Genomic DNA, 26,815 nt, shown 5'->3' with positions numbered 1-26,815 from the left:
CGACTTGTCACCCGCGCCGATCGCCGCATGGGACCTACTTGGGACAGTGTCAGCATGAAGAGCGTCGGCCGGCGATCCTGAGAGTATCAAAGCAATGACCCTTCCGTTGATGCCCAAAGCCACCGCCGTATGGCTGATTGACAAGACTGCCCTCACATTCACGCAAATCGCCGAATTCTGTGGCATGCATCCGCTGGAAGTCCAGGCGATTGCCGATGGGGAGGTCGCGCAGGGGATCAACGGCTACGATCCCGTCGCCAATGGTCAGACAACGCAGGAGAGCATCCGTCGCTGCGAGGCCGACCCGAACGCTCGGCTGACGCTGGCTGCGACCACGTTGCCCATGCCGAAGCGGCTGCGCGGTTCCCGCTATACGCCGGTTGCCAAGCGGAATGACCGGCCGGATGCGATTGCCTTCCTGCTCCGCAACTTCCCGCAACTTTCGGAAGCCCAGGTCGGCAAGCTGCTCGGCACCACCAAGGAGACCATTCAGAAGGTGCGGGAACGTACGCACTGGAACAGCCCCAACATCAAGCCGCGCGACCCGGTCATTCTGGGCCTGTGCAGCCAGACCGACCTGAATGCTTCGGTGTCGCAGGCCAATGAGCGGCTGGAGCGGGAAGGGCGTGCGGTTCCCGTGCCGCCGCCGCCGGAGGCGGATGAGGCCGCCTGACGGCGGGGCGGGGTTTTTCGTGTCGGTTCAGTCCGGCCTCGCCTTTAGCCGCTCCATCTCTTCCTTGATGTGCAGTTTCTCGATCTTGAGCCGCGTGAGCGCTTCGGAGTCGGGCCGCGGCCGATGGTCCTCGTCAGTGATCCGGTCTTCCAGGGACTCGTGGCGGCCCTTGAGGGCCTCGAGGCGTGGATTAGACGTCATAGGCTTGCTACCTCCGTTCAAAACCGGTTGGTTGCCAGCGACCGCCGCGGCGGACACGGCAGGAGATCGTAACGCCAGTGGCGCAAAGGGCGCCAGTCAAAATTCAACCGCTCAAATGAGATATCTGTTATTTTTCAACCTTAGGTTGCGTTGGTGTTGAGCGATCGAGACTCGCTGCTGCGGAAGTTGCACGGATTGCGCAGTGAGCATCGCGACCTTGATACCGTTATCGCCCGTCTGGCGGATCAGGGTGCCGCCGATCAACTTCATTTGCAGCGGCTGAAGAAGCGCAAGCTGATGCTGCGCGACGAGATCGCCTGGTTGGAAAGCCGGCTGATCCCGGACAGCATCGCCTGAGATGACGGATTGCCTGAGATGAAGGGGTCGGAACAGATGTCCGGTCATCCTGTGCCGCGGGTCGGGATCATCATGGGCAGCCAATCGGATTGGCCGACCCTGGCGCAGGTGGCCGAGACGCTGAGCCGCCTGCGGGTGCCGCACGAGGTCAGGATCATCTCCGCCCATCGTACGCCGGATCGGCTGCGGGAGTTTGCCGGCAGTGCCCGCGAGCGCGGCTTGAAGGTCATCATCGCCGGTGCCGGCGGAGCGGCCCATCTGCCGGGCATGTGCGCGGCATGGACGGCGTTGCCGGTGCTTGGCGTGCCGATCGAGTCACAGGCGCTGCGGGGAATGGACAGCCTTCTGTCGATTGTGCAGATGCCGGCCGGTGTTCCCGTCGGGACCCTGGCGATCGGCCGCGCCGGCGCGGTAAACGCCGCGTTGCTCGCCGCGGCGATTCTCGCGCTGAGCGATCCCGCCCTGGCGGAGCGTCTGGATGCGTATCGGGCCACGCAGTCCGCGGCCGTGGCGGAGGCACCGGACACGACCGCGGCAGCGTCATGACACCGTTCCCACTTCCGCCCAATGCAACCATCGGCCTGGTCGGCGGCGGCCAGCTTGGCCGCATGTCGGCGCTCGCCGCCGCGCGTCTCGGCTACCGCTGCCATATCCTGACGCGTGAGGTGGACAGCCCCGCCGCCCAGGTCTCGCATCGTGTCACGATCAGCGACTACAGCGATTCTGCCTCATTGCGGGCGTTCGCCGACGCGGTGGACGTCATCAGCTTCGAGTTCGAGAATGTCAGTGCCGAGGGCCTGGATCTTCTCGCCTCGATCCGCCCGGTTCGCCCTGCCCCGTCGGTGCTGCGCATCAGCCAGGATCGCATCGCGGAGAAAGCCTTTCTGAATGGCGCCGGCGTTGCCACCGCCCCGTGGGTCCTGGTCGATTCTCCGGCAGAGCTTGCCGCGGCGGTGGAACGCCTGGGGCTGCCCGCGGTCTTGAAAACCACGCGCCTGGGCTATGACGGCAAGGGCCAGGCGACGCTGCGCGCGCCGAGCGACTTGGCTTCGGCCTTCGAGCGGCTGACCCCCAAGCCGCTGGTGCTGGAAGGCTATGTCGACTTTGCCCAGGAGATCAGCGTGGTGGTGGCGCGCGGCGCGGACGGCGCGCTAGCGGCCTTCGACACCGTGGAGAACCGCCACCGCGATCACATCCTGGATGTCACGCTGGCCCCCGCACGGATCCTGCCCGACACGGACCGGGCGGCGCAGGCGATTGCCCGCTGTATCGCCGAGGCGCTCGATTTGGTCGGTCTGTTGGCGGTCGAGATGTTCGTTGATGCGACAGGCCAGGTCCTGGTCAACGAAATCGCGCCGCGCCCGCACAACTCCGGCCATTGGACACTGGATGCCTGTCCGGCCAGCCAGTTCGAACTGCATATTAGGGCGATCGCCGGCCTTCCGCTGCCGCCGGCAACGCGTCATTCGGACGCGGTGATGAAGAACCTGATCGGGCCGGCGGTTCTGGCGCTCTGGCCGGTGGCGACCGCTGAACCCGGGCTGATCCCACATCTGTATGGCAAGGCCGCAGCGTTGCCGGGCCGAAAGATGGGACACGTGACGAGGCTGTTCCCGCGCGGCGGCCTGCCGGGTGAATTTGGCATCGCAGCCGCATTGGGGCCACTCGGAACCAGTTGATCGCGGGGCAGGGGTTGCCGCCAATCCCTGCCAGCTTCTATTAAGGCGCAATTGGTTTAGGTTGACCCACGGATCGTGCTTTAACTTATTGTTTGATCGCGTGATTCACGCCTTCTGACTGGGTTAGCCTCAAACGATCACGCTTTAGACCATGATCGTTTGAGGTTGCACCTTCGCCGGTGTCCGATCATGGTCTAACACGTTGTTTGATCGCGTGATTCATGCCTTCTGACGGGTCAGCCTCAGGCGATCACGCTTTAGCGCCGCCTGAGGAGAGTCAATGGCTGCGACAGCCGAATTATTATCCGCGCATGCCGCGCTGGTGCATCAGGCGGGGCTTCCCGCCGATCGCACGCCAGCCCGTCGCATGGCCAACGCGATCCGCGCATTGGCAATCGATGCCATAGACCAGGCGCGGTCCGGCCATCTTGGCCTGCCAATCGGGATGGCCGATGTCGCCACCGCGCTATGGACCCGCTTCCACAAATTCGATGCAGCCGATCCGCGTTGGCCGGACCGCGACCGCTTCGTCCTGTCCGCCGGCGACGGTTCCATGCTGCTGTACGCGCTGATCCATCTGACCGGCCATGACGGCATGACCATTGAAGATCTTCGCAGCTTCCGTCAGCTTCACTCGCCGGCTGCCGGCAACCCCGAGCACGGCGAGCATCCGGCGATCGAGACGACCACCGGCCCGCTTGGCCAGGGCCTGGCCGCGGCGGTGGGGATGGCGATCGCTGAGCGCAACATGGCCGCCCGCTTCGGCAAGTCACTAGTTGATCACCGCACCTGGGTCATCGCGTCCGATGGCGACATGATGGAGGGGATCAGCCATGAAGCCGCCTCGTTTGCCGGTCATCTGGGACTGTCGAGACTGACTGTCCTGTGTGACGACAGCCTTGCCCCGGTTGACGGCGCCATGACGCTGTCGAATTCCGAGGATGTCATGAAGCGTTTCGCTGCCTATGGCTGGGCCACCAAGCGGGTGGACGCGCACGACCAGGTTCAGGTGAATGCGGCCTTGTCCTTCGCCGTGCGCTCGAAGAAGCCGACCCTGATCACCTGCCGCACCATTACAGGCAGCGGTGATCAAAACGAGGCTGTCGTGGCTGATGCCGACGGCGCGAAGGCGCTTCTCGATTGGCACGAACCGCCCTTCGCCGTTCCCGACGACCTGCGGCATCGCTGGCATGCTGTCGGCAGCCGCGGCGCCTCCGCCCGTCGCTCCTGGCTCAAGCGTCTGGCGCGGCACAACCAGCGCGGCGAGTTCGAACGCGTCATGGCCGGCCGCCTGCCGGACACTTGGCATGAGGCCGTGGTCGCCCTGAAACAGGAGATCGCGGAAACGCGTCCCAAACTGTCAAGCCGGGCATCAAGCCGGAAATGCATGGAGGTGCTGGTGTCGGCGACACCGGAGCTGCTGGGTGGATCCGCCGACCTGCCCGGCTCGAATCGGGCACCGGTCAAAGGGCTGGCGTCGGTCTCGACCGGCAACTATGGCGGCCGATATCTGCCGTTTGGGATCCGTGAACATGGCATGGCCGCGGCGGCAACCGGGATGGCGTTGCATGGCGGCATTATCCCCTATGTCGGGACACGCTTCGTCTTCAGCGACTACCTGCGGCCGGCGCTGCGGATGAGCGCCATCATGCGTCAGCGGGTCATCTATGTGCTGACGCATGACTCGATTGGTCTGGGGGAAGACGGCCCGGCGCATCAGCCGATCGAGCATCTGGCAAGCCTGCGGGCGATGCCGGATGTCCTGATCTTCCGCCCATCCGACGCGATGGAGACGGCGGAATGCTGGGAACTGGCGATCCGCCGTTCCGAGGGGCCCAGTGTTCTTGTTCTGTCGCATCAGGTGCTGCCGGCGTGGCGGGCCGATTCGGGGGAAAATCGCTGCGCCCGCGGCGGCTACGTGTTGGCGGAAGCCGAGGGGCCTCGGCAGGCGACCGTCATCGCGACCGGTTCGGAGGTGCCAATCGCCATGGCGGCGCGGGAGAGGCTGGCGGTCGATGGAATAGCCATCGCGGTGGTGTCCTTGCCATGCTGGGAACTGTTTGCGCGCCAGGGTGAGGCCTATCGTGCTCAGGTCCTGGGCGGTGCGCCCCGGATCGGCATCGAGGCGGCCAGCGGTTTCGGCTGGGAGCGATGGCTGGGGTCCGATGGCACATTCATTGGCATGTCAGGCTTTGGAGCCTCGGCGCGGTACGAGGATCTATACAAGCATTTCGGCATCACGCCGGAGGCGGTGGTCGCGGCGGTCGCGCGTCATGTTGGGTGACGCGCGCATCGATCGTCGTGTTGGGTGACACGCGCATCGATCATCGTGTTGGCTGACACGTGCATTGATCGTCGTGTTGGGTAAAACGCACGTCAAACGTCAACCTTGGCGAAGCGCGACCGTTGATTTACCTCAACGACCAAGGTGATAAGCTATGGGTTGTCACACTGATTGAGAGCGGAAGGAAGCGAGCCATGGCCGTAAAGGTCGCCATTAACGGGTTTGGGCGGATCGGGCGCCTCGTGTTGCGGGCCATCGTCGAAAGCGGGCGGGACGATGTGGTCCCGGTCGCGATCAACGACCTGGGCAGCGTGGAGGCCAACGCGCACCTGTTTGCCTATGACAGCGTGCATGGCCGCTTTCCCGGCCAGATCGAGGTCTCCGGCGACACCATCACCATCCGGCACAACGGCCGCGTCTACGGCCCGTTGAAGGTGTCCGCCGAACGCGACCCGACGAAGGTGCCCTATCAGGGCGTAGACGTGGCACTGGAATGCACCGGCATCTTCGCCAGCAAGACCAAGGCTTCGGCGCTGTTGAGCGCGGGGGCGCGGAAGGTGCTGATTTCCGCTCCGGCCGATAAGGTGGACGCGACGATCGTGTATGGCGTCAATCATCAGGTGTTGACCAGGGACATGACGGTGGTCTCCAACGCGTCATGCACCACGAACTGCCTGGCGCCGATGGCCAAGGTGCTGCATGAACGGTTCGGCATCCTGCGCGGCTACATGGTGACCATTCATGCCTACACCGGTGACCAGAACACGGTTGATACGTTGCACAAGGATCTGCATCGCGCCCGCGCCGCCGCGATGTCCGCTATCCCGACCTCGACCGGCGCGGCCCGTGCCATCGGTCTGGTGCTGCCGGAGCTGAAGGGCAAGCTGGACGGCACCTCGATCCGTATCCCGACGCCGAACGTGTCGCTGGTCTCGCTGGACGTGAACCTGTCCAGGACAGCCACGAAGGACGAGATCAACGCGGCGATGCAGGATGCGTCGAAGGGCGAGCTGGCCGGCATCCTGGACTACAACATAGCGCCGCTGGTCAGCATCGACTTCAACCATAATCCGGCGTCTTGCACCTTCGACTCAACCCAGACCGCGGTGGTGGACGGCGCGCTGGCGCGGGTGATGGGCTGGTACGACAACGAATGGGGGTTCTCCAACCGGATGTCGGACACCGCCGCGTTGTTTGGAAGCCTGTAGCGCGTTTGCAAGATGGTCTCGCGGTGGCGTCTGGAGGTGGCGATGCATGCCGGCTCCGGCCGCTGCTTCAGACCTCAGCTAATGTCCGGTGTCAGGAGTTCGCCATAGCGGGCGAACTCCTGACATCGGACATTCGTTCTTTTTTCAGTGGCCTGCTTATCTCCTCCGTCGGTCATAAGATATGACGAACTTTGGGGGCGGCACACTAAGGGAACGCGCCTGCCGAAGCTGCCCTGAATGATGTCCATTGGCTGGTGGCAGGGCCATGCCAGCGGTCGTGGGCTTGATTTCCCCGTCATTGACTTGCCAGCGGCCGGCGATCGTGTGCGCCTCGACGCCGCCGGCTGTGATGCTGTCGGCCGCACGACCCGCACGGCGACATGACGTCTTGTCGATCAGCTCGCCCCGACATGTCAGGATGAGAGCGGACTACATGTCAAGGCGCTAACGATGTCACAATAAGACTATCCAGTGGTCTTTGTGGCCAGTGAAATCAAATAGTTGCACAGCTTTGTTAACAGTACTTCTGATCAAGTCATCCTCCGCCTACTGGACTCGATACCCTTGTCATCCGATCGCGCTGTTCAGGCGTTGGCAAATCGTTCTATTATTATGATCAATATCCAGCCACTGTTCCGACGCCTCACGGCTTGATCGCTGCCTGCCTCGGCTCCGGTGCTGGAACCGGCCCTGGTCAAACCAGCGATGACGACAGACCCCGCGGGAAACCATCATGCCTGTCCAAACTCTCGATACCGTCAATGTTGCCGGCCTGCGCGTCCTGCTGCGTGCCGACCTCAACGTCCCCGTGCGGGACGGCAAGATCACCGACCTGACCCGCATCGAGCGGCTGTCTCCGACGATCAGGGAGCTTGCCGGCAAGGGGGCGAAGGTCATTGTCTGCAGCCACTTCGACCGCCCCAAAGGCAAGCGCGTCCTCTCCATGTCGCTCGCCCCGATGGCGGCGGCACTGGAAGAAGTGCTTGGTCAGCATGTCCGCTTCGTCGAGGATTGCACCGGCATCGCCGCCGAACAGGCGGTGGAGCTGTTGGTTCCCGGCGGGGTGCTGGTGCTGGAAAACACCCGTTTCCATGCTGGCGAGGAAAGCAACGACCCGGCCTTTGCCGCCGGTCTGGCGAAGCTGGCGAACATCTTTGTCAATGATGCCTTCTCCGCCGCCCATCGAGCCCATGCCAGCACCGAGGGCGTGGCGCACCTGCTGCCGGCCTATGCCGGCCGCCTGATGCAGGCTGAACTTGAGGCGCTCAATGCCGCTCTTGGTTCGCCGGTTCGTCCGGTGGCCGCCATTGTCGGCGGTGCCAAGGTGTCCACCAAGCTGGAATTGCTGGGTAATCTGGTGGGCAAGGTTGATGTCCTGGTGATCGGCGGCGCGATGGCCAACACCTTCCTGGCGGCGCAGGGCAAGGCCGTCGGCCGGTCATTGCAGGAAGCCGAGATGCACGACACCGCACGGGGCATCCTGGCGCGAGCTGCCAGCGCCGGCTGCCGCGTTGTCCTGCCCACCGACGTGGTGGTTGCACGCGCGTTCAAGCCAAACCCGCCGACCCAGACCGTGCCGGTGGATGCCGTGCCGGCGGACACGATGATCCTGGATATCGGTGCCGCCTCGGTGGCGACCCTGATCCAGTGGCTGCCGTCGCTGAAAACCCTAGTCTGGAACGGGCCGCTGGGCGCGTTCGAGACGCCGCCGTTCGACGCGGCAACGGTTACCCTGGCGCAGGCTGTCGCGGCGGCGACGCGAAAGCATGGGTTGCGCAGCGTCGGCGGCGGCGGCGACACGGTTTCCGCCCTGCGCCATGCTGGGGTGATCGAGCAGTTCAGCTATGTCTCCTCCGCCGGCGGCGCCTTTCTGGAATGGCTTGAAGGCAAGAGCCTGCCCGGGGTCGCGGCACTGGAGGGGACGCCATCGTTGGGGTAACGGAGTTGTTTACCGCAAGTCCTGTCGCTTGCTCGGCAACTTTGGCCTTATCCGGGCCTCTGTTCAAGCATTTCGCCATAAACAAGCTGGCCTGAGGCGGGAATGCGATTCTCGACTCGACTCCGGGACATCAAGGGCCTTATGTTCATGTTATGTTCCATCCTGTTCCTTTGGTTTCCAATCCTTCACGACCCGCTTCCGTTCAACCTGCTCCCGTCCAACGCGCTTCCGCCCACCCTGATACGACAGGCGCCAAACCCGCGGCCGCCATGCTGCGTGATCTGCGAGAGCGCATTGGCCGCCTTGAACATGCCCATGCCAGAGGCGCCGTTGCCAGAGGCGCCATTGCGAAATTCATACCGCTTGGGATAGCCATTATCGACCAGGTGCTGCCCGGCAGCGGCCTGAGCCTGAATGCGCTGCACGAAGCCGCCTCCGCTGGACCGGATACCGAACATGCCGCCGCCGCGACCTTGTTCATCGCCGGCATCCTGGCGCGTCTGGACGGACCGGTGCTGTGGGTCTTGCAGCAAGCGGATCTGTTCGCGCCAGGCCTTGCCGCCGCCGGGCTGGAAGCTGATCGGATCGTGTTTGCCGAAGCCGGCAAAGCCGTGCTGCCCGTCATGGAGGAAGGGCTGCGCCATCCAGGCCTCGTCGCGGTGGTGGCGGAATTGACCGGGCGGCTCAGTCTGGTCGCCTCCCGCCGGCTGCAACTCGCGGCGGAGCAGACCGGCGTCATGGCTATCCTGGTCCGTCGCAGCCGCGGCTTCGACGATCCCGTGCTGAAGGCGTCATCCGCCGCGGCCACACGATGGCGCGTCGCCGCCTTGCCGTCGCCGCCCGCCTTGCCGCATGCGCCGGACACGCCGGGGCTGGGACCAGCGCGCTGGCGCTTGGACCTGACGCGATGCCGTGGTGGAGAGCCTGGTTCATGGGTCGTGGAGGCTTGCGATGCGACGGGTCGTCTCGGTTTGGTTTCCAGCGTTGGCGACGGATCGGATCAGGAAGCAGAACGAAGGTCTGCCTGAAGGAGGTATGTCCAAGACGGGGCTGCCTGGGGAGGAACCGCCTGGGGGAGAAATGCCCAGGGGAGGAATGCCCAGGGGAGGAATGCCCAGGGGAGGAATGCCTGAGGAGACGCCGCTGGTTACCGTGGCGCGGGATGGCAACAGCCGCGTGTTGGCCGCGGCGAATGCAGTGGCCCAAAACCTCGGCCTGCGTCCCGGCATGAAGCTGGCGCAGGGTCAGGCGCTGGTGCCGGGGCTGGCGATCCATGACGCCGATCCCCAGGGCGATGCGGCGGCACTGGTTCGGCTGGCCGGCTGGTGCCTGCGCTACGCGCCATTGGCCGCGGCCGACCCACCCGATGGGCTTTGGATCGACGTAACCGGCAGCACGCATCTACAGGGTGGTGAGGCCGCAATGCTGCATGACCTGGTGCGGCGTCTCACGCGCCAGGGTCTGGCAGCCCGCGCCGCCGTCGCGGATACCCCGGCGGTCGCGCATGCGCTGGCCCGGTTTGGAGCCGATCCCGTCACCGTGGTGCCGCCGGATGCCGCTGTCCCGCCCAACCTGCCGATCCAGGCGCTGCGTCTGCCGCCCACGATCGTCGCCAGCCTGCGCCTGATGGGGTTCGACCAGATTGGTGCTCTGGCCAACGCTGCCCGGGCGCCCCTGGTCCGCCGCTTTGGTGCCCTGCTGGCCACAAGACTGGATCAGGCATCGGGAAAGACGTTCGAGTCGATCATGCCGGTGGTGCCGGCCGAACGGATCCAGGCCAGGCTGAGCTTCGTCGAGCCGCTGCTGACGCCGGAGGCTTTCTCCGCCGTGATCGCGCGCCTGACCGTGCTGGTCTGTGCCGATCTGGAGCGCGCCGGCCGCGGCGCCCGGTGTCTGGATCTGTTGTTCGAGCGGGTGGATGGCAGCCTGCAGGTGATCCGCATCGGTTCCGCGCGTGCCGCTCGCGATGTGCGCCATCTGGCCCGCATGCTGGATGAGCGGCTGGAACAGGTCGATCCCGGCCTGGGGGTCGAGGCGATGCGGCTGGTGGTCTCCGCCGACGACAGGGTGGGTTTCATCCAGACTTTTGTTTCGCTGGCCGATACCGGAGCGAACTCACCGGATATCGCCCCAATGGATATTGCCCCATTGGTGGATCGGCTGGTGAACCGGCTGGGGGAGACGCGGGTCTATCGCCTGGCACCGGTGGAAAGTCATGTGCCCGAACGGTCGGTGCGCAAGATGCCGCCCTTGGAAGCGTTGCTGGGTTCGCGGCGGGGGCAAGGCTGGCCGGCCGATCTGCCGCGGCCGGTGCGGCTGCTGGACCCGCCGCAGCCAGTGGATGCGATGGCCTTGCTGCCGGATCACCCGCCGATCGCCTTCACCTGGCGCCGGATGCGGCATCGCGTGCGCCGGGCGGACGGGCCCGAACGGATCGCCGGCGAATGGTGGAAACGGGACGGGGAGATGCGCTCGGTGCGCGACTATTTCCGCGTCGAGGACGAGGATGGGCGCCGCTTCTGGCTGTTTCGCCGCGGCGATGGCAGCAATGCGGACACTGGCGACATGCGCTGGTTCCTGCACGGATTTTTCTGATCGAGGTCAATATGGACGACGAGAAACATCTGCGGCCGGCGACAACCGAGGAGATCGCTGACAGCATCGCCTTCGCCTTGCGCTACGAGGGACGCAAGCGGGTCAACCATGCTGATGAGATGATGGCGCGGATCACCGCCGATCGGCTGGTGCGGCATCTGCGCGGCTCAGGCTTCGTGGTGATGCGCCAGCCGGAGGCGCCGGCGCCGACGGACAAGCCCACCCCTGGTCCCTCTCGATCCAAAGGAACATAACTCACGGCAGACACAGCACCGCCTCGATAGCAGTCGGCAAATCCGTTCTTCGCAATAACGTGATTTCACCTGTCCATAACCGGGTCAACTGCTGCCGATCAGGATTCCCACCGCGAAGACCAGCGCCCCGCCGAAGGCAACCTGAAGCGTTGCCGACACCGGCGGAGTGTCCATGTACTTCCAGCGAACCCAGGAAATCACCCCTAATTCCACGATGACGACGCCGATCGCCACGACCATGGCGGTCCAGAAGTACGGGATCAGGAACGGCAGGGTGTGACCAATGCCGCCCGCCGTCGTCATCAGCCCGCAGATGCCGCCGCGGATCAGCGGCGCGCCGCGGCCGGTCAGGCTGCCATTGTCCGACAATGCCTCGGCGAAGCCCATCGAGATGCCGGCGCCGACGGATGCCGCCAAGCCAACCAGGAAAGTCTCCCAGGTCTTGCCGGAGGCAAAGGCCGCGGCGAAGACCGGCGCCAACGTGGACACCGAGCCGTCCATCAGACCAGCCAGGCCCGGCTGGATGATGCGCAGGACGAAGGACTGGCGAGCATGCAGGTCCTCATCGCGTCGCACGTTCTCCGGTAGGTTCTCTTCGCGCAGTTCATCGGCGCGGTGTTCGTGTTCGGCCTCGGCATCCGCCAGATCGCCCAGCAGCTTGCGGATGGTAACGTCCTCGCTGCGTGCGGCGGCGCGGCGGTAGAAGCCCTGGGTCTCGGTCTCCATGTTCTCGGCCAGGGACCGGACGGCATTCAGGTTCAGCGGCGCCATCTGCCAGACTGGCTTGTGCTGGACAAAGCCTCGCACGTCCTGGCGGCGAATTAGCGGAATGTGCTCGCCGAACTTGCCCCGGTAGACGTCCAGCAGACGGTGGCGGTGTTCGCCTTCCTCAGTCGCCATCTTGAAGAAGACATTCGCGCTGCCTGGGAAATCCGGCCGCAGTCCTTCGGCGATGTCCAGGTAGATACGTCCATCCTCCTCCTCATTGGCGATCGCCAGAGCGAGGATTTCCCGTTCAGTCAACTCGGAGAAATTGCGCATGGCCGGGAATGTGGCTGCCAAGGCCGCCACGTCAAGTGGCGAGCGTAATGATGAGAATGCCTCTCAGACGCCCTTCAGCGCGGCCTCCACCGCGTCGCCCAGCCGTTCAACGATTGTGTCGATATCGGCGGCCGTGGCGATGTAGGGCGGTGCCACGATGACATGGTCGCCCCGTTTGCCGTCGATTGTGCCGCCCATCGGATAGGTGGCAAGGCCACGGGTCAGGCCTGCCGCCTTGATGCGCTCGTTCAGCTTCAACGTAGGATCGAAGACCTGCTTGCTGCCACGGTCGGTAACGAACTCCAGCGCCCAGAACAGGCCGCGGCCGCGGATGTCGCCGATGTGGCGATGGTTGCCGAACCGCTCCTGCAATCCGCTTTCCAAGCGACGCCCCATGGCTTGGACGTTCTCGACAAGGTGGTCCTCGCGGATGATGCGCTGCACCTCCAACGCCGCGGCGCAGGCAACCGGATGCGCCTGATAGGTCTGCCCGTGCAGGAAGCCACCCGAGCCGTCGGCCAAAGCGTGCACGATGCGGCCGGCAATCAGGATGCCGCCGATCGGCTGGTAGCCGCCGCCGAGGCCCTTGGCGATCACCTGGATGTCAGGGAAGACTGCTTCCTGTTCCCAGGCATGCATCGTGCCGGTGCGGCCCATGCCGCACATCACCTCATCCAGGATCAGCAGCGCGCCATAGCGGTCGCAGATGGCGCGAACGCGTTGAAAATAGCCGGGCAAGGCGGTCACGCAACCGGTGGTGGCGCCGACCACCGGTTCGGCCAGGAACGCCATGACCGTGTCGGGGCCGAGTCGTTGGAATTCGACATCGAGTTCCTCGATCAGCCGGTCGAGGTATTGCGCGTCGGTTTCATCCTCCTGCTTGAAGCGATAGGCGAAGCAGGGGGACACCAGACTGTGCGCCTGGCTGAGGATCGGCTCGTAATTCGCCCGCCGCATCATGTTGCCGCCGGCCGCCAGCGCACCCAACGTGGTACCGTGGTAGGACTGGCGGCGAGCGATGGTGCGGGTGCGCTGGGGCTGGCCGATTTCCAGGAAGTACTGGCGCGCGAGCTTGATCGCGGCCTCGTTGCCCTCGGAGCCGGAGGAGCAGAACCAGGCGCGCGTCAGGCCGCCGGGTTCGTCATGCAGAAGTATCTCGGCGAGGTCTTCGGCAGGCTGATTGGAAAACGTGCCGGTGTGGGCATAGGCCATCGCGGCGGCCTGTTGCCCGACGGCATCGGCGACACGTCGGTTGCCGTGCCCGAGGCAGGCGACGGCCGCGCCGCCGGACGCGTCGATGATGGACCGGCCATCGTCGGTGTGCAGATAGATGCCCTCGCCACGAACGGCGACGGGCGGAATGGCGCCGGAGCGATGGAGAACGCGCGTCATGGGAAAACTCCGGAACGATTTGGCCTGGGCGTACTCTCGCACGATTTCTTCGCCCTGGTCACCCATCGCGGGCCGCCATCTCCTTCTCCACCGGTATATCGAACGGCAGCCCCGCACTGACCATGCCGAAGACGCGCAGCCGCGCGGCGATTTAATCCAGTTCGCCCAATTCATGTCTCAAGGGCGGCGGCAGTACAAGACCCAGAGACGCCAGCCGCTGCTCGACTATCCCCACCGGCATCCCAACGTATCTGTTACGCTGGCGTCAGGTGGCCGATCCGCGGCAGCACTTCCTGCGCCAGCAGCCGCAGCGAATTGTGCCAGGCCTCCGGCTGGTCGACATAGTCGAAGCCAAACACCAGCAGGCTGCCGAAGCCGCCGACGTCGCGATAGACGCGATCCAGCTTGTCCGCCACCGTGGCCGGCGAGCCGATCAGCCAGTTATGGTGGGCGCAGTAGTCGGGCGTGACGTCGGCGTCGGGCACCGACGGATCGTGCTTCAGGTATTCCAGAAAGCCAAAATTCGCCAGCAGGGGCAGGAAATACTCGCCCATCATCCGCCCCATCATGCCGCCGACGGACAACCGATAGGCTTCCTCATCGGTCTCCGCCACGAACACCTCCCGCACCATGCGCCAGTCGCGACGATGCGGCGTACGGCCAGTGCGTTTGGCACCTTCCTCCACCGCGTCCCAGTGCGTCGCCACATAGGCCGGGTTGAGGTTCAGGCTCAGCGGCAGAAACCCATGCTCGCCCGCCATCTTCAGCGTGTCGGAGTTCTTCGACAGACCGGCCACGCCAATCGGCGGATGCGGCCGTTGCAACGGCTTCAGGTGCGGCTTGAGGAAGCCGAACATCTCTTCCGGCTTCGTTACATTCCAGAACTTGCCGTGATGCTCGAACGTCGGCTCGTCGCCCCACAGGCGCAGGATGATATCCAATGCCTCCCGCGTCATCTCGCGGTTGGTCCCCGACATGCCATCCACGTTGAACATCGCCCAGTCGCTCGGCAGGCCGGAGGCGGCGACACCGAACATCAGCCGCCCTTCGGACAGATGATCCAGCATCGCCACGCGGTTCGCCAATTCCGCCGGATGGTGATAGGGCAGCAGGAAGCCGCCTGGGCCGATACGCAGCCGCTTGGTCTGCAACAGCGCCTGGGCGACCAGCAGGTCGGGCGACGGATTTGGCTCCCACGGCGCGGTGTGGTGCTCGCCGATCCAGGCTTCCGCGAAGCCCAATTCGTCCAGCCAGCGCAGCGTCTGCAAATCCCAGTCGACGCCAGCCTTCAGGCCGCGCTCCGGCGGGTGCGACGGCATCGAGAAATATCCGAGTTCCATGGCGGTTCTCCTGGCGTGGGGCACTCTGCGGCGCTTGCTGGTAACAGGAGATCACAATGGCGGTTCAGGTCAAGTGAGTGCTGGTCAGCATGTGGCGGCCGATCTGTTGCGGGTCGGCGCTGGCCGCTGGCATCTCGTGCACCACCTGCCTTCATGCCCGGAATAAACCGCCGAGCTTTGTGTTGGTGAGAATCATGCGTTGGTCTAGAGTTTTGCGAACCGACACAAGGAGATCCTATGCCGAGCAGGCGAGCGCTACTGGGCATCGTCCTCGCTGGCGCGCTGGCGCCGTTCTGTCGGGGTAACGCACAACCTCCGCCTCCACCGCCTGGGCCAGGCGGACCTCCTGGCCGGCCCCCGCCGCCGCCACGACCTCGCATGCCGCCGCCCCGGCGTGACTATCGCCCGCCCCCACCACCTGGGCGGCGAGCCTGGCGGTGGCGTCCGGGACACTGGATTTGGAACGGTCGCCGGTGGGTATGGATACAAGGGCGATGGTATCTATAACGAGAGGCGTGGAACCAGGATCGGATGACGGATGCGTGGGCATGTTCGGCTGATCGGGGCATTCACAGGGTTCGGTGTCTGGGCCATGCTCGCAACGGGCATCCGCGCGCAGACCGTTGGGCCGGACTATCCGGTGCCGCCATCCATCGAATATGGCGATCTCTATCGCGATGTGGAGCTCGCCGCGATCTTCGCCGACAGCAAGACTTTTCCTGACCTGATACCCGCCGCCTCGCCGGCGGCCATCCTGCTTGACTACGATGCAGCCAAGGGGACGCCGGGCTTTGATTTGGCGAGCTTCGTCAACCAGCATTTTTCCGGCCCCACGCCGCCAGGGCCGGCCGTCGATCCGGCTGCCAGTGGTCAGCGCTTGTTCGACTATGTCGAGAGTCTGTGGCCGGTGCTGCGGCAGTCGGCAATGTCGGTGCCGCCCTACTCGACCTTGCTCCCGCTGCCTTACCCGTACGTCGTTCCCGGCGGCCGGTTTCGCGAGGTCTACTACTGGGATTCCTACTTTACCATGCTTGGTCTGGAGGAGGACGGCCAGCACGCGCTGGCGGCCGACATGCTGAAGGATTTCGCCTACGAAATAGACCGGTATGACCATGTTCCAAACGGCAATCGCAGCTATTACCTGAGTCGTTCGCAGCCGCCGTTTTTCGCGCTGATGGTCGAGCTGATCGCGCGGCGTGACGGCGACGTGACCTATGTCACCTACCTGCCGGAATTGCAGGCGGAATACGACTATTGGATGCGGGGCGAGAACGAAGTGCGGCGCGGCGGCGCGGTGCGCCATGTGGTGCGGCTGCTCGATGGAACCGTGCTGAACCGCTACTGGGACGAGCGCCGCGCGCCGCGTGATGAATCCTATAGGGAGGACGTTCAGACCGCGTCGCAGTCGTCTCGCCCCGCCTCCGAGGTCTGGCGAAACCTGCGCGCGGCGGCCGAATCAGGCTGGGACTTCAGTTCGCGCTGGCTGGCCGACGGCAAGAGCCTGAGCACGGTCCAGACACTCGCCCTGCTGCCGCCCGATCTCAACAGCTTGCTCGTGCATCTGGAGGAGACGCTCTCGCAGGCGTACCGGCTGAAGGGTGATGCGGGGCTTGCAGCGGCTTACGCGCAGCGGGCGAAGCGCCGGGTTGATGCGATCCAGCGCGTGATGTGGGATGCGGAGGACGGGGTGTTTACCGACTACCTCTGGCGCGAAGGCAAGACCACGCGAACCGTCACCGCGGCAACAGTGGTTCCGCTGTTCCTGATGGTATCACCGGCTGAACAGGCACAGCGGGTCGCCAGCACGATCCGCACCAGGCTGTTGGACGCCGGCGGTCTGGCGACGACCTTGATAGACAGCGGGCAGCAGTGGGACGCCCCGAACGGCTGGGCGCCACTGCAATGGCTCGCGGTGATCGGCTTGCGCAACTATGGCTTTACCAAGCTCGCCAAGGAGATCGCGACGCGCTGGGTGACAGAGAACATTGCCGGATACCAAAGGGAGGCCAAGCTCGTCGAGAAATACAATGTTGTGACAACCGGCGGTGAGGAGGGTGGCGGGGGTGAATACGCAACCCAAATCGGCTTTGGCTGGACCAATGGCGTTCTGCTGGCGCTGGGGTCACTCTATCCTGATCTGAAGGCGGCTGCAGAAGCTGCGACGCCGAACCAGCCGGTGACATCGGTGCGATAGAGCAATATCAGCCTGACTGGAATAGCGAAGCGGTAAGAGGGGCAAAACTGTGGGCACCGTCGCATTTTCTCTTGCTCTGGCTCGACTTGGTCGGGTTCTTTACAGGTGTGCCGGCGCCACCGTCCCTTTCCGGGCTGAGTCGTGCAGAGCTTGAGGCTCTGCTGGTTGAGCTGTTTGGTAAAGTCGCCGCTCTGGAAAAGGTCATTGGTGAGCAACGCGAAGAGATCGCCCGTCTGAAAGGTTTGACGGGCCGTCCGACGATCAAACCGAGCGGCATGGACAAGGGGACAGAGCCGCCCAGGCCCGCCAAGAACGAGAAGCGGCGGTTCCGGGGCAAGGTGGCGCCCCGGGTCAGCATCGAAGACCAAGTGGTGAAGGTCGCCGTCCCGGAAGGCTCGTGCTTCCGGGGTCATGAGCCATTTCTGGTGCAGGATCTGGTGATTTCGGTATGTGCAACCCGGTACCAGCGCGAGCGCTGGGTCACGCCGGATGGACGCACGCTGCTGGCGCCGTTGCCGGCGGGGATCGATGGCCATTTTGGTCCCGAACTTCGCCGCTTCGTGCTGATGCACTACCATCAGGGGCAGTCCACGCTAGCCCGGCTGACGACACTCTTGCGCTCGGTCGGCGTGTCGATCTCGAAGCGCCAGCTACAACGCCTGTTGACTGACAAGCAGGCGGATTTCGTCGCCGAAGCCCAGGACGTTCTGCGCGCCGGGCTGGCGACGGCGCCCTACGTCTCGGTGGACGATACCGGGGCACGGCATAAGGCCAAGAACGGCTTTTGCACGCAGATCGGCAATGACTGGTTCACCTGGTTCGCCACCCGCACATCGAAAACCCGGCTGAACTTCCTTGACCTGCTGCGTGCCGGTCATAGCGACTATGTGCTCAACGACGCAGCCTATGGCTACATGCGAAAGCATTCTTTGGCCACGCCATTGATCGCCCGCCTTGCGGGTCAGCCGGAGACGCGCTTTGCCAATCACAAAGCATGGCTGGCGCATCTCGACCGCCTAGGCTTCACCGCACTGGAGGTGACGCCCGATCCGGTGCGGGTTGCCACAGAGGCCGCCGTGTGGGGCAGCGTTCAGGCGCACAAATTCCTCTGCGATGCCGTCGTGCTGAGCGATGACGCCGGCCAGTTCAACGTCGGACATCACGCGCTGTGCTGGGTCCATGCGGAACGGTTGGTGCATAAGCTGGACGCCTTCACCGACATGCATCGCGCGGCGCAGACCCGGGTGCGCAGCCTGATCTGGGACTTCTACACCAGTCTTAAGGCTTACCGGCTCAAGCCAAGCCCGCGCCGGGCTGTCGGATTGCGCGCGCGGTTCGACCGCATCTTCCTGCGCCGTACCGGCTTCGTCACGCTGGACCGCTTGCTCAAGCGGCTGCATGCCAACAAGGCCGAGTTGCTGATGGTGCTGCAGCGGCCAGAAATCCCGCTCCACACCAACGGGTCAGAGAACGACATCCGGTGCTAACGGGTCAGAGAACGACATCCGGTGCTACGTGACCCGGCGAAACGTCAGCGCCGGAACACGCAGCGACGGCGGCCGCGACTGCCGTGATGCGTTTCTGGGTCTCGCCAAGACCTGCGACAAACTTGGCATCGCGCTCTGGGACTATCTGGGCAGCAGACTCACGACGCCAGGGCACATCGTCGTTCAGCCGCTCGATCGGTATGTCAGAGGCCAGTTCCGCCCCGCCTGAACAGGCGCTGCCCACAGTTTTGCCCCTGTTACGCGAAGCGATCTCAGGCTGATGAAATTGCTCGTGAAATACAGCTAGAGCGGTTCCACGCTTGGTGGAACCGCTCTAGGCTGCGCCAGATGCGGCCAAATCGGCAACGCACCGGCATACGATGGCGGAGGCCAGGGGAATGGCCGTCAACTGGCCTAAGGCATCGGCTCAGCCTTCTTGCACGTTTGGTCACGACAGGTAAAAACAACTGGCTCTTGCTCATTCGGTTGCCGAGGGCAGCCGCACCAGGTCTCGAAAGATGTATCGCAGGCGGATGAAACAGTTTGACCCGGTCTCTCGCCGTCGTATCGGGACAGGCCGGTGCGCCGGTCACCAGGCCGGGAATGGCAAGGGTGCGAACACGATGCATCAGGCTGAACCTGGGTCGGAGGTCTCGCCGGTTTCGGCGAAGTGAGCGATCTGTGCGGCCTGGCGGAGCAGCACGCCGATCGGCGCGTTGACGCGGACCGACATCTTGTGGACACGCTCCAGCGCCCAGCGCCCAGCGCCCAGCGCCCAGCGCCCAGCGCCCAGCGCCCAGCGCCCAGCGCCCAGCGGCGCAGGGCGGTGCCGGCCGTGTCGGTTGCGCCGGGATCGATTGGGGTGGCAGGATCGTCCGGATGTTCGCCAGTTTGCAGGAAGCGAGTGACGACGGCTGCCTGCTCGATCAGGGTGGCGATCGTGGGATCGCCCCGGAGTACCTCGCGCGTCCAGGCGAAGGCGAACTGGCGGGTGTTCTTTTGGTAGAACACGGCGCTCGCAGGTTCGAGGTTGTGGCGGAGCGGCATCAGGCGGCGGTCGATATGGCGGCTGTGCAATGGGCGGCACGAGCGGCGCCGACAGGTGCGTTGCTCTGCCGTCTCGTTAGGGCGATATTCGACCGATGAGCGCCGCCCCGTTTGATACCCATGAGGTCGTGAAAGAGCTGAAGGCATCCGGCTTCACCGACGCGCAGGCGGAGGCGCTGACGCGTGTTGTGCGCGACGTGCACAACACGGGGATGGCGAATTTGGCCACGAAAACGGATCTGGCGGTCTTCGCCACCAGGAGCGATCTGGCAGAGACCAAGGCCGATATCCTGAAATGGATGGTCAGCACGATCGGCATTCAGACCGTCGTCATCATCGGTGCCGTCGTGGCGCTGGTTCGCATGGGGCATTGAGCGCCGATGAGCCTTGTCGTCCGGTCTCGCTTGGCATTTGTCGAGCCGGCCCGGTCTCGGCGAAATTGATTAATCCATGACCACCGTCCGGAAACAGACCCGCACTGAAGCTGACGGCTGCACCGTGGTTTCACCTACCTTGAGTTGCGGCGAAGGTGAAACGTATACTCCAGGTCGACTGCGCACTATTTCATTTTGGTGCGCAATTGAAAACTGGCTCTATCGGCCATCCTTGCTGGACGCTGGCCATGCGCGGCAGCCGGCATGAGCCTAGAACAGATGGCGAGCATGGCCTTGGCCGCCGACCACGCACACGCCGACCCGGCGATCTGGATCACCCGCCTGCCTGACGAAACGGTCCTGGCGCGGGCCAGCGTGCTTGAACGGGAAGGTCCACGCGGCCGGCCACTCTGGGGCGTTCCATTCGCGGTAAAGGATAATATCGACGTCGCGGGTTTGCCGACCACGGCCGCCTGTCCCGGCTTCGCCTATGTGCCCGACACCGACGCACCGGCGGTGCGACACCTGCTGGAAGCCGGCGCCTTGCTGCTGGGCAAGACCAACCTGGATCAGTTCGCCACCGGGCTGGTCGGCACACGCAGCCCGTACGGTGTTCCGCGCAATGTCTTCGACCCGCGGCGCGTACCCGGCGGGTCGTCCTCCGGATCCGCCTGCGCCGTGGCGGCCGGCATCGTATCCTTCGCGCTGGGCACTGACACCGCTGGCTCCGGCCGTGTGCCGGCGGCGTTTGGCAACATCGTCGGGCTGAAGCCGACCATCGGCAGCGTCTCCGCCCGCGGCACGGTGCCAGCCTGCCGCTCGCTCGACACGATCTCCGTCTTCGACCGCTCGGTGGACGAGGCGCTCTCGGTACAGCGCGTCATCGCCGGGTTCGACAACCGGGACCCGTACGCGCGGCAGGCGCCGTTCGAGCACCTGCGCCGCGGTGCGTCGTTGCCGGTGGCGCGCATTGCGATGGGGGATGTCGCTGACCAGTGCGAGCCGGCGGTGGCGGCGGCTTTCCAGCAGGCCGGCGTGTTCCTGAACGCCGAACCGATTAATCTGGCCATCTTTCTGGAGGTTGCCCGCCTGCTCTACGAGGGTCCTTGGTTGGCGGAACGCAGCGCGGCGCTGCGTTCGCTCCTGACCGACCGTCCCGACATCCTGTACCCGGCCACGCGCGACATCCTGAAACTTGGCTTGCACCGTCTGACGGTGGACGCCTTCGATGCCTTCCACCTGCTCCGGCAGGCACGCCGGCAGGCTGATCTGCTGTTCAGGCAATACGATGCGCTGCTGCTGCCCACCACGCCCTGCTGCCCCAGCCTGACCGACATCGAGGCCGATCCGCTCGGCCCCAACCGCCGCCTCGGCGCCTTCACCAATTTCGCCAATCTCTGTGACATGGCCGGGTTTGCCGTGCCGATCGGCTTTGCGCCGGACGGGCTGCCGGTGGGCGGCGTGCTGCTTGGTCCGGCCTGGTCCGAGGGCCGTCTGGCGCCGCTCGCCGACGCGCTGCACCGCCGCTTCGCCGCGACCGTGGGCGCCACCGGCCAGGCCCTGCCATCGCCGGCCGAACCGGATGCCTTGACGGCCGGGGAAACCGCGCTGTTCTGCGTCGGCGGGCACATGTCCGGCCTGCCGTTAAACCATCAGATTATCACGCTGGGCGGACGCCTTCTGTGCGAAGCCGCTACCCAGGCGGAATACCGGTTATACGCCTTGGGCGACCGGCCTGGACTGCTGCGTGCTTCGCCTGGGGCGGCGATCGGCGGCGAGGTCTGGGCATTGCCGACCGCCGCGATCGGCATCCTTCTGCGCCAGGTGCCGCCGCCGCTGTGCTTCGGCACCGTGGCACTGGACACCGGCCCCTGTCTGGGCTTCCTGGCGGAACCCGCTGGCCTTGCCGACGCTCCCGATATCACGCGCTTTGGCGGCTGGCGCGGCTGGCTGACTTCAGCTTCGAGGACGAAGAATGGATGACGCTGCCCTGGATGCATGGATCAACGCCGGAACGGCGGCGCTTGACATCGAGGTGAAGCCGGACTGGCGATCCGCTGTCCGGATGCATCTGCGGATTTCGCTGGATCACGCGAAGACCGTGCTGGCTGCCGACCTGGACGATCATCTCGATCCCGCCCCGGTGTTCCGCGCATGACGGCGTGGCTTCCGGCGACGGCGATCGCCCATGGCGTCGCCAGCGGAACGCTGTCGGCTTCCAACGTCATCGCCGGGGCACTGGCGCGGATCGAGCGGCTGAACCCCGTGCTCAACGCTTTTACCGCCGTGCTGGCGGATCGCGCGCAAGCACGGGCGGCGGCGATCGACGCCGCGATCGCGTCGGGAACGGCGCCGGGTCCGCTCGCCGGCGTGCCATTCGCGGTGAAGAACCTGATTGATGTCGCCGGCCTGACCACCTTGGCGGGCTCGAGGATTAATCGCGATCATCCGCCCGCCGGAGCCGATGCGCCGTTGATCAGCCGGTTGGAAGCAGAAGGCGCGATCCTGGTCGGCGCATTGAACATGGGCGAATACGCCTATGACTTTACCGGCGAGAACGCCCACGACGGGCCGTCCCGCAATCCGCATGACACGACGCGGATGGCCGGCGGCTCCTCCGGCGGGTCGGGCAGCGCGGTCGGCGGCGGACTGGTGCCGCTGGCACTAGGGTCGGATACCAACGGGTCGATCCGCGTGCCCGCATCGTTCTGCGGGTTGTTCGGACTGAAGCCGACCTACGGCAGGTTGACCCGCGCGGGCAGTTTTCCCTTTGTCTCCAGCCTGGACCATCTGGGGCCGCTGGCTCGTTCAGCCGCCGACCTGGCGGTGGCGTATGACGCGATGCAGGGCTACGATCCGGCCGATCCGGCCTGTGTCGATCGTCCGGCGGAACCAGTCACCGGGCTGCTGAACACCGGAGTGAATGGCCTGCGCATCGCTTCGGCCGGCGGCTATTTCCGTGCCGGCGCTTCGGTGGAGGCGCTGACTGCTCTCGATACCGCCGCGACCGCCCTGGGTGTTTCTGAAACCATCACGCTACCGGACGTTCATCTTGCCCGAAGCGCGGCCTACATCATCACCACGGCCGAAGGCGCCGCCTTGCATCTTGATCGGCTGCGGACGCGACCGGATGATTTCGATGCCGACGTGCGCGACAGGTTGATCGCCGGTGCGCTGGTGCCGGCCACCGCCGTCGTGCAGGCGCAGAAGATCCGCCGCCGATATCGCCAGCAGATGCTGCGGCTGTTCGAGCATGTCGATGCGATCCTGGCGCCGGCGACGCCTTGCGTGGCGCCGCTGATCGGCCAGAAAAGCTTTGTGCTGGATGGACAGCAGGTGCCGTTGCGACCGAATATCGGCGTCTACACGCAACCGATCTCCTTCATCGGCCTGCCGGTGGTCGCGGTTCCGCTGCCGACGGCGTCCGGCCTGCCAATCGGCGTGCAGGTCATCGCCGCGCCCTGGCGCGAGGACGTGGCACTGAGGATCGCCCGGGCCATGGAAGCCGCCGGTGTTGCCCGTTCACTGACGCCGAACCTGGAAGCCTGACCATGGACATCAACCTGCCCGACGTGAAAGCGGATGTAGAGGCGGCCTTCGCCCGCTACGAGGCAGCGCTGATGAGCAACGATGTCGAAGCGCTGCAGGCGTTGTTCTGGAACAGTGACCTGACCATCCGCTACGGCGTCGGAGAGAACCTGTATAGCTACCGGGAAATCGGTGCTTTCCGTGCCGCCCGCTCCGCCGTCGGCCTGGCGCGCACCACGTCGCGCACCGTGATCACGACCTTCGGCCACGACTACGCCACGGCGTCCACGCTGTTCCATCGCGCCACGATCCCTGGCAAGGTGGGTCGACAGATGCAGACCTGGGTTCGCATGCCGGATGGCTGGCGGGTGGTCGCGGCGCATGTCAGCATGATCGAGGACCCATGACGGACTCCGCCCCTGTCTGGATCAAGGACCCGCTGGGGATCCTGGCCGAGGGAGCCGAACGCGGGATCGTCATTCGTGAGGGACGCGTCGCCGAAGTCGTGCCGAGCGGTGCCGAACCGGTCACGCCGGGCGTTTCGGTGTTTGATGCTGGTCGCCATGTCGTGCTGCCGGGGCTGATCAACACGCATCATCATTTCTTCCAGACGTTGACCCGCGCCAGCCCGGCGGCGCTCGATCGCACCTTGTTTCCCTGGCTGCAGGCGCTGTATCCGATCTGGGCGCGCCTGACGCCGGAAGCGCTGGATGCCGCGGCCACCGTCGCCATGGCGGAATTGCTGCTGTCCGGCTGCACCACCACCTCCGACCACCATTACCTGTTCCCCGCTGGCCTGGAGTTCGCCATCGATACGGCGATCGCCGCCGCCCAGCGCCTGGGCATCCGCGTCGTGCTGACGCGCGGCTCGATGAACCTGTCACAGCGCGACGGCGGCCTGCCGCCGGACCGCGTGGTGCAGGATGAGGACGCCATCCTGGCCGACAGCGAACGCCTGATCGCGCGTTATCACGACGCGGCGGACGGTGCGATGGTCCAGGTCGCGCTCGCACCCTGTTCCCCCTTCAGCGTGACCACGTCATTGATGCAGGCCACCGCCGCGCTGGCCAAACGGACCGGCGTGCGGCTGCATACGCACTTGGCGGAAACCACCGATGAGGAGGCCTTCTGCCTTGCGACCTTCGGCTGCCGGCCGCTGGATTATCTGGAACGCTGCGGCTGGCTAAGCGACCGCACCTGGCTGGCGCATGGCGTTCACCTCGACGCCCGCGAGATCACCCGCCTGGCCAGCACCGGCACCTGCGTCACGCATTGCCCGTGCAGCAACCAGATCCTTGCCTCCGGCACCTGCCGGGTCTGCGACATGGAGCAGGCGGGCCTGCAGGTTGGCTTGGGCGTTGACGGATCGGCCTCCAACAACGCCTCCAACCTGATGCAGGAGGTGCGCTCGGCCTTTCTGCTGCAACGCAGCCGCTACGGCGTGGAAAAGGTCAGCCACACGGACGCGCTGCGTTGGGCTACCCAGGGATCGGCGGCCTGTCTTGGACGCCCGGAACTGGGCCACATCGCCGTCGGCATGCAGGCGGACCTGGCGCTGTTCGCAATCGACGAATTACGCTTCTCCGGTGCGCTGGACCCGCTGGCGGCTGTCGTGCTCTGCGGTGCGCACCACGCCGACAGGGTCATGGTGGCCGGTCGTTGGGTGGTGGAGGACGGAGCGATACCAGGGCTGGACATGGCGGCCCTGGTTCGGCGACACACGGCGGCAGCGAGAACGTTGCACGCGGGATGAGGAGCGCTGGAAATGGCCGACTATGACCTCGTGATTGGCGGCGGCACGGTGGTCACGCCGTCGGACATGTTCCGGGCCGATGTCGGCGTGCGTGATGGTCGTATCGCCGCGGTCGGCATCGGCCTGCGCGGGGAGCGGACGATCGATGCGGATGGCCTGCTGGTGATGCCCGGCGGCGTCGACTCGCACTGCCACATCGAGCAGTTGCAACCGGCCGGGGGCGCCGACGAGGAGACCTTCGTCACTGGCAGCACCTCGGCTCTGGCGGGCGGGACGACCAGCGTCATCACCTTCTCCACCCAGTTCAAGGGCCATGGCATCCTGGCGCCGCTGGCGGAATACCGCCGGCGCGCGGCCCAGGCGATGGTGGACTACAGCTTCCACCAGATCATTACCGACGCCTCCGATGAGGTGATCTTCAACGAGCTGCCGCAGGTCGTCGCGTCGGGCGTGCGCAGCCTGAAGGTCTTCCTGACCTATGATCCGCTGCACCTGGACGACCGGCAGTTCCTGCGCGTGCTAGCCGCCGCGCGCCGCACCGGCGCCCTGGTAACGGTGCATTGCGAGAACTACGAGGCGATCCGCTGGCGCACCGCGGCGCTGCTGGCCGACGGCAAGACAGCGCCGAAATACCATGCCTGGTCGCGCCCGGCCGTGATCGAGCGGGAAGCCACACACCGGGCGATCGCGCTGGCCGAGATGGTTGATCAGCCGATCCAGATCTTCCACGTATCCTGCCCCGAGGTGGCGGAGGAAATCTCCCGGGCCCGGGCGCGTGGGGTGAAGGTCTGGGGCGAGACCTGTCCGCAATATCTGGTTCTGTCCGCGGCCGATATGGACCGGCCGGGATTTGAAGGTGCCAAGTTCATGTGCAGCCCGGCGCCGCGCGATGCGGCGGCGAGCGAGGGACTGTGGAAGACGCTGCACGACGGCGTGCTGGATGTGGTCTCATCCGATCATAGCGGCTGGAGCTACGGGACGCCTGCGGGAAAGCGGGTGAACGGCGTCGACGCGCCGTTTCGGGATATCCCGAACGGTGTGCCCGGCTTAGGCGCGCGCCTGCCGATCATGTTCAGCGAAGGGGTCTCGAAAGGCCGCATGGATGCCTGCGCCTTTGTCCGCCTGATCGCCACCAATCCGGCCCGCCTGTTCGGCTTGTACCCGCGCAAGGGCACCATCGCGCCAGGCGCGGATGCCGACCTCGTGCTGTGGGATCCCAAGCGTGTTGTCAAAGTTACAAACCAGCTCATGCAACATGTCATCGATTACACTCCCTATGACGGGATGGAGGTGACGGGCTGGCCGGTCACGACCATTCGCCGCGGTGAGGTGGTGATGCGGGACGGTATCGTGCAGGCGGAACCAGGCAGCGGCCAGTTTCTGGCACGCGAACCGTACGATCTGATCAAGCCGACCGGACGCTTGCCGTTCGGCTTCGATGCCAGCGCGTTTCCGGTATGAGCCACAGA

General features: G+C 65.2%; 26 protein-coding genes. 22 read left to right on the top strand and 4 right to left on the bottom strand.

Annotation, left to right across the window (positions count from 1 at the left end):
• Positions 1–94 precede the first annotated feature (94 nt).
• Positions 95–673, top strand: coding sequence for a DUF1013 domain-containing protein (locus ACQY4S_RS09600; RefSeq protein WP_428484977.1), 579 nt, complete (start codon positions 95–97; stop codon positions 671–673).
• 27 nt (positions 674–700) lie between these two features.
• Here ACQY4S_RS09600 and ACQY4S_RS09595 read toward each other — a convergent pair whose 3' ends face one another.
• On the bottom strand, positions 701–874 hold the full coding sequence (locus ACQY4S_RS09595; RefSeq protein WP_428484976.1) for a YdcH family protein: 174 nt from the start codon (positions 872–874) through the stop codon (positions 701–703).
• A 153-nt stretch (positions 875–1,027) separates the two neighbouring features.
• Here ACQY4S_RS09595 and ACQY4S_RS09590 point away from each other — a divergent pair, with 153 nt between their 5' ends.
• From ACQY4S_RS09590 to ACQY4S_RS09550, 9 genes are all read left to right on the top strand, one after another.
• On the top strand, positions 1,028–1,231 hold the full coding sequence (locus tag ACQY4S_RS09590) for a YdcH family protein (protein WP_428484975.1): 204 nt from the start codon (positions 1,028–1,030) through the stop codon (positions 1,229–1,231).
• 36 nt (positions 1,232–1,267) lie between these two features.
• Positions 1,268–1,777 carry a 5-(carboxyamino)imidazole ribonucleotide mutase gene (purE, locus tag ACQY4S_RS09585; RefSeq protein WP_428484974.1) on the top strand — a complete coding sequence of 170 codons (510 nt, stop codon included), beginning with the start codon at positions 1,268–1,270 and terminating at the stop codon, positions 1,775–1,777.
• A complete protein-coding gene (locus tag ACQY4S_RS09580) occupies positions 1,774–2,910 on the top strand; it encodes a 5-(carboxyamino)imidazole ribonucleotide synthase (RefSeq protein WP_428484973.1) in 1,137 nt (378 codons plus the stop codon). The genes purE and ACQY4S_RS09580 overlap by 4 nt, the downstream gene beginning before the upstream one ends.
• Positions 2,911–3,190: 280 nt before the next feature.
• Positions 3,191–5,194: a transketolase family protein gene (locus ACQY4S_RS09575; RefSeq protein ID WP_428484972.1), complete on the top strand. Its 2,004-nt coding sequence runs from the start codon at positions 3,191–3,193 to the stop codon at positions 5,192–5,194.
• A gap of 194 nt (positions 5,195–5,388) precedes the next feature.
• Positions 5,389–6,402 carry a type I glyceraldehyde-3-phosphate dehydrogenase gene (gene gap / locus ACQY4S_RS09570; protein ID WP_428484971.1) on the top strand — a complete coding sequence of 338 codons (1,014 nt, stop codon included), beginning with the start codon at positions 5,389–5,391 and terminating at the stop codon, positions 6,400–6,402.
• 733 nt (positions 6,403–7,135) lie between these two features.
• Entirely contained in the window at positions 7,136–8,341 is a 1,206-nt protein-coding gene (locus ACQY4S_RS09565) for a phosphoglycerate kinase (RefSeq protein WP_428484970.1), read from the top strand.
• Positions 8,342–8,610: 269 nt separating this feature from the next.
• The gene (locus ACQY4S_RS09560; protein ID WP_428484969.1) at positions 8,611–9,369 is read left to right on the top strand and encodes an ImuA family protein; all 759 of its coding nucleotides are present in this window, start codon (positions 8,611–8,613) and stop codon (positions 9,367–9,369) included.
• 97 nt (positions 9,370–9,466) lie between these two features.
• Positions 9,467–10,936 (top strand): Y-family DNA polymerase, encoded by a 1,470-nt coding sequence (locus tag ACQY4S_RS09555; RefSeq protein WP_428484968.1) that lies wholly within the window; start codon positions 9,467–9,469, stop codon positions 10,934–10,936.
• 11 nt (positions 10,937–10,947) lie between these two features.
• Positions 10,948–11,190, top strand: a complete 243-nt coding sequence (locus tag ACQY4S_RS09550; protein WP_428484967.1) for a hypothetical protein — start codon at positions 10,948–10,950, stop codon at positions 11,188–11,190.
• Positions 11,191–11,274: 84 nt separating this feature from the next.
• Here ACQY4S_RS09550 and mbfA read toward each other — a convergent pair whose 3' ends face one another.
• The 3 genes from mbfA to ACQY4S_RS09535 form a co-directional block, all read right to left on the bottom strand.
• Positions 11,275–12,231, bottom strand: coding sequence for an iron exporter MbfA (gene mbfA, locus ACQY4S_RS09545; RefSeq protein WP_428486250.1), 957 nt, complete (start codon positions 12,229–12,231; stop codon positions 11,275–11,277).
• 63 nt (positions 12,232–12,294) lie between these two features.
• Positions 12,295–13,623: an aspartate aminotransferase family protein gene (locus ACQY4S_RS09540; protein WP_428484966.1), complete on the bottom strand. Its 1,329-nt coding sequence runs from the start codon at positions 13,621–13,623 to the stop codon at positions 12,295–12,297.
• Between the two features lie 254 nt (positions 13,624–13,877).
• Positions 13,878–14,963, bottom strand: coding sequence for an LLM class flavin-dependent oxidoreductase (locus ACQY4S_RS09535; RefSeq protein WP_428484965.1), 1,086 nt, complete (start codon positions 14,961–14,963; stop codon positions 13,878–13,880).
• Between the two features lie 237 nt (positions 14,964–15,200).
• Between ACQY4S_RS09535 and ACQY4S_RS09530 the strand changes: the two genes are divergently transcribed.
• From ACQY4S_RS09530 to hydA, 12 genes are all read left to right on the top strand, one after another.
• Entirely contained in the window at positions 15,201–15,470 is a 270-nt protein-coding gene (locus tag ACQY4S_RS09530; RefSeq protein WP_428484964.1) for a hypothetical protein, read from the top strand.
• Between the two features lie 31 nt (positions 15,471–15,501).
• Positions 15,502–17,157, top strand: a complete 1,656-nt coding sequence (gene treA, locus ACQY4S_RS09525; RefSeq protein WP_428484963.1) for an alpha,alpha-trehalase TreA — start codon at positions 15,502–15,504, stop codon at positions 17,155–17,157.
• 275 nt (positions 17,158–17,432) lie between these two features.
• Positions 17,433–18,644, top strand: coding sequence for an IS66 family transposase (locus ACQY4S_RS09520; RefSeq protein WP_428484962.1), 1,212 nt, complete (start codon positions 17,433–17,435; stop codon positions 18,642–18,644).
• Positions 18,645–18,672: 28 nt separating this feature from the next.
• Positions 18,673–18,873 carry a hypothetical protein gene (locus ACQY4S_RS09515; RefSeq protein ID WP_428484961.1) on the top strand — a complete coding sequence of 67 codons (201 nt, stop codon included), beginning with the start codon at positions 18,673–18,675 and terminating at the stop codon, positions 18,871–18,873.
• Between the two features lie 650 nt (positions 18,874–19,523).
• Positions 19,524–19,790, top strand: coding sequence for a hypothetical protein (locus ACQY4S_RS09510; RefSeq protein ID WP_428484960.1), 267 nt, complete (start codon positions 19,524–19,526; stop codon positions 19,788–19,790).
• Positions 19,787–20,065 (top strand): coiled-coil domain-containing protein, encoded by a 279-nt coding sequence (locus ACQY4S_RS09505; protein WP_428484959.1) that lies wholly within the window; start codon positions 19,787–19,789, stop codon positions 20,063–20,065. Before ACQY4S_RS09510 ends, ACQY4S_RS09505 begins: the two co-directional genes overlap by 4 nt.
• A gap of 264 nt (positions 20,066–20,329) precedes the next feature.
• Positions 20,330–22,048, top strand: coding sequence for an allophanate hydrolase (atzF, locus tag ACQY4S_RS09500; RefSeq protein ID WP_428484958.1), 1,719 nt, complete (start codon positions 20,330–20,332; stop codon positions 22,046–22,048).
• Complete coding sequence (locus ACQY4S_RS09495) at positions 22,041–22,223, top strand: DUF4089 domain-containing protein (RefSeq protein WP_428484957.1); 183 nt, start codon at positions 22,041–22,043, stop codon at positions 22,221–22,223. The genes atzF and ACQY4S_RS09495 overlap by 8 nt, the downstream gene beginning before the upstream one ends.
• Positions 22,220–23,614, top strand: a complete 1,395-nt coding sequence (locus ACQY4S_RS09490; protein WP_428484956.1) for an AtzE family amidohydrolase — start codon at positions 22,220–22,222, stop codon at positions 23,612–23,614. The genes ACQY4S_RS09495 and ACQY4S_RS09490 overlap by 4 nt, the downstream gene beginning before the upstream one ends.
• A 2-nt stretch (positions 23,615–23,616) precedes the next feature.
• Positions 23,617–24,000, top strand: coding sequence for an oxalurate catabolism protein HpxZ (gene hpxZ, locus ACQY4S_RS09485; protein ID WP_428484955.1), 384 nt, complete (start codon positions 23,617–23,619; stop codon positions 23,998–24,000).
• Complete coding sequence (locus tag ACQY4S_RS09480; protein WP_428484954.1) at positions 23,997–25,346, top strand: 8-oxoguanine deaminase; 1,350 nt, start codon at positions 23,997–23,999, stop codon at positions 25,344–25,346. The genes hpxZ and ACQY4S_RS09480 overlap by 4 nt, the downstream gene beginning before the upstream one ends.
• 12 nt (positions 25,347–25,358) lie before the next feature.
• Positions 25,359–26,807 (top strand): dihydropyrimidinase, encoded by a 1,449-nt coding sequence (gene hydA / locus ACQY4S_RS09475; RefSeq protein WP_428484953.1) that lies wholly within the window; start codon positions 25,359–25,361, stop codon positions 26,805–26,807.
• Positions 26,808–26,815: the final 8 nt, after the last annotated feature.

Source organism: Rhodopila sp., from assembly GCF_965276935.1.
Lineage (GTDB): Bacteria > Pseudomonadota > Alphaproteobacteria > Acetobacterales > Acetobacteraceae > Rhodopila.
This window is presented reverse-complemented; position numbering and strand designations above follow the sequence as displayed.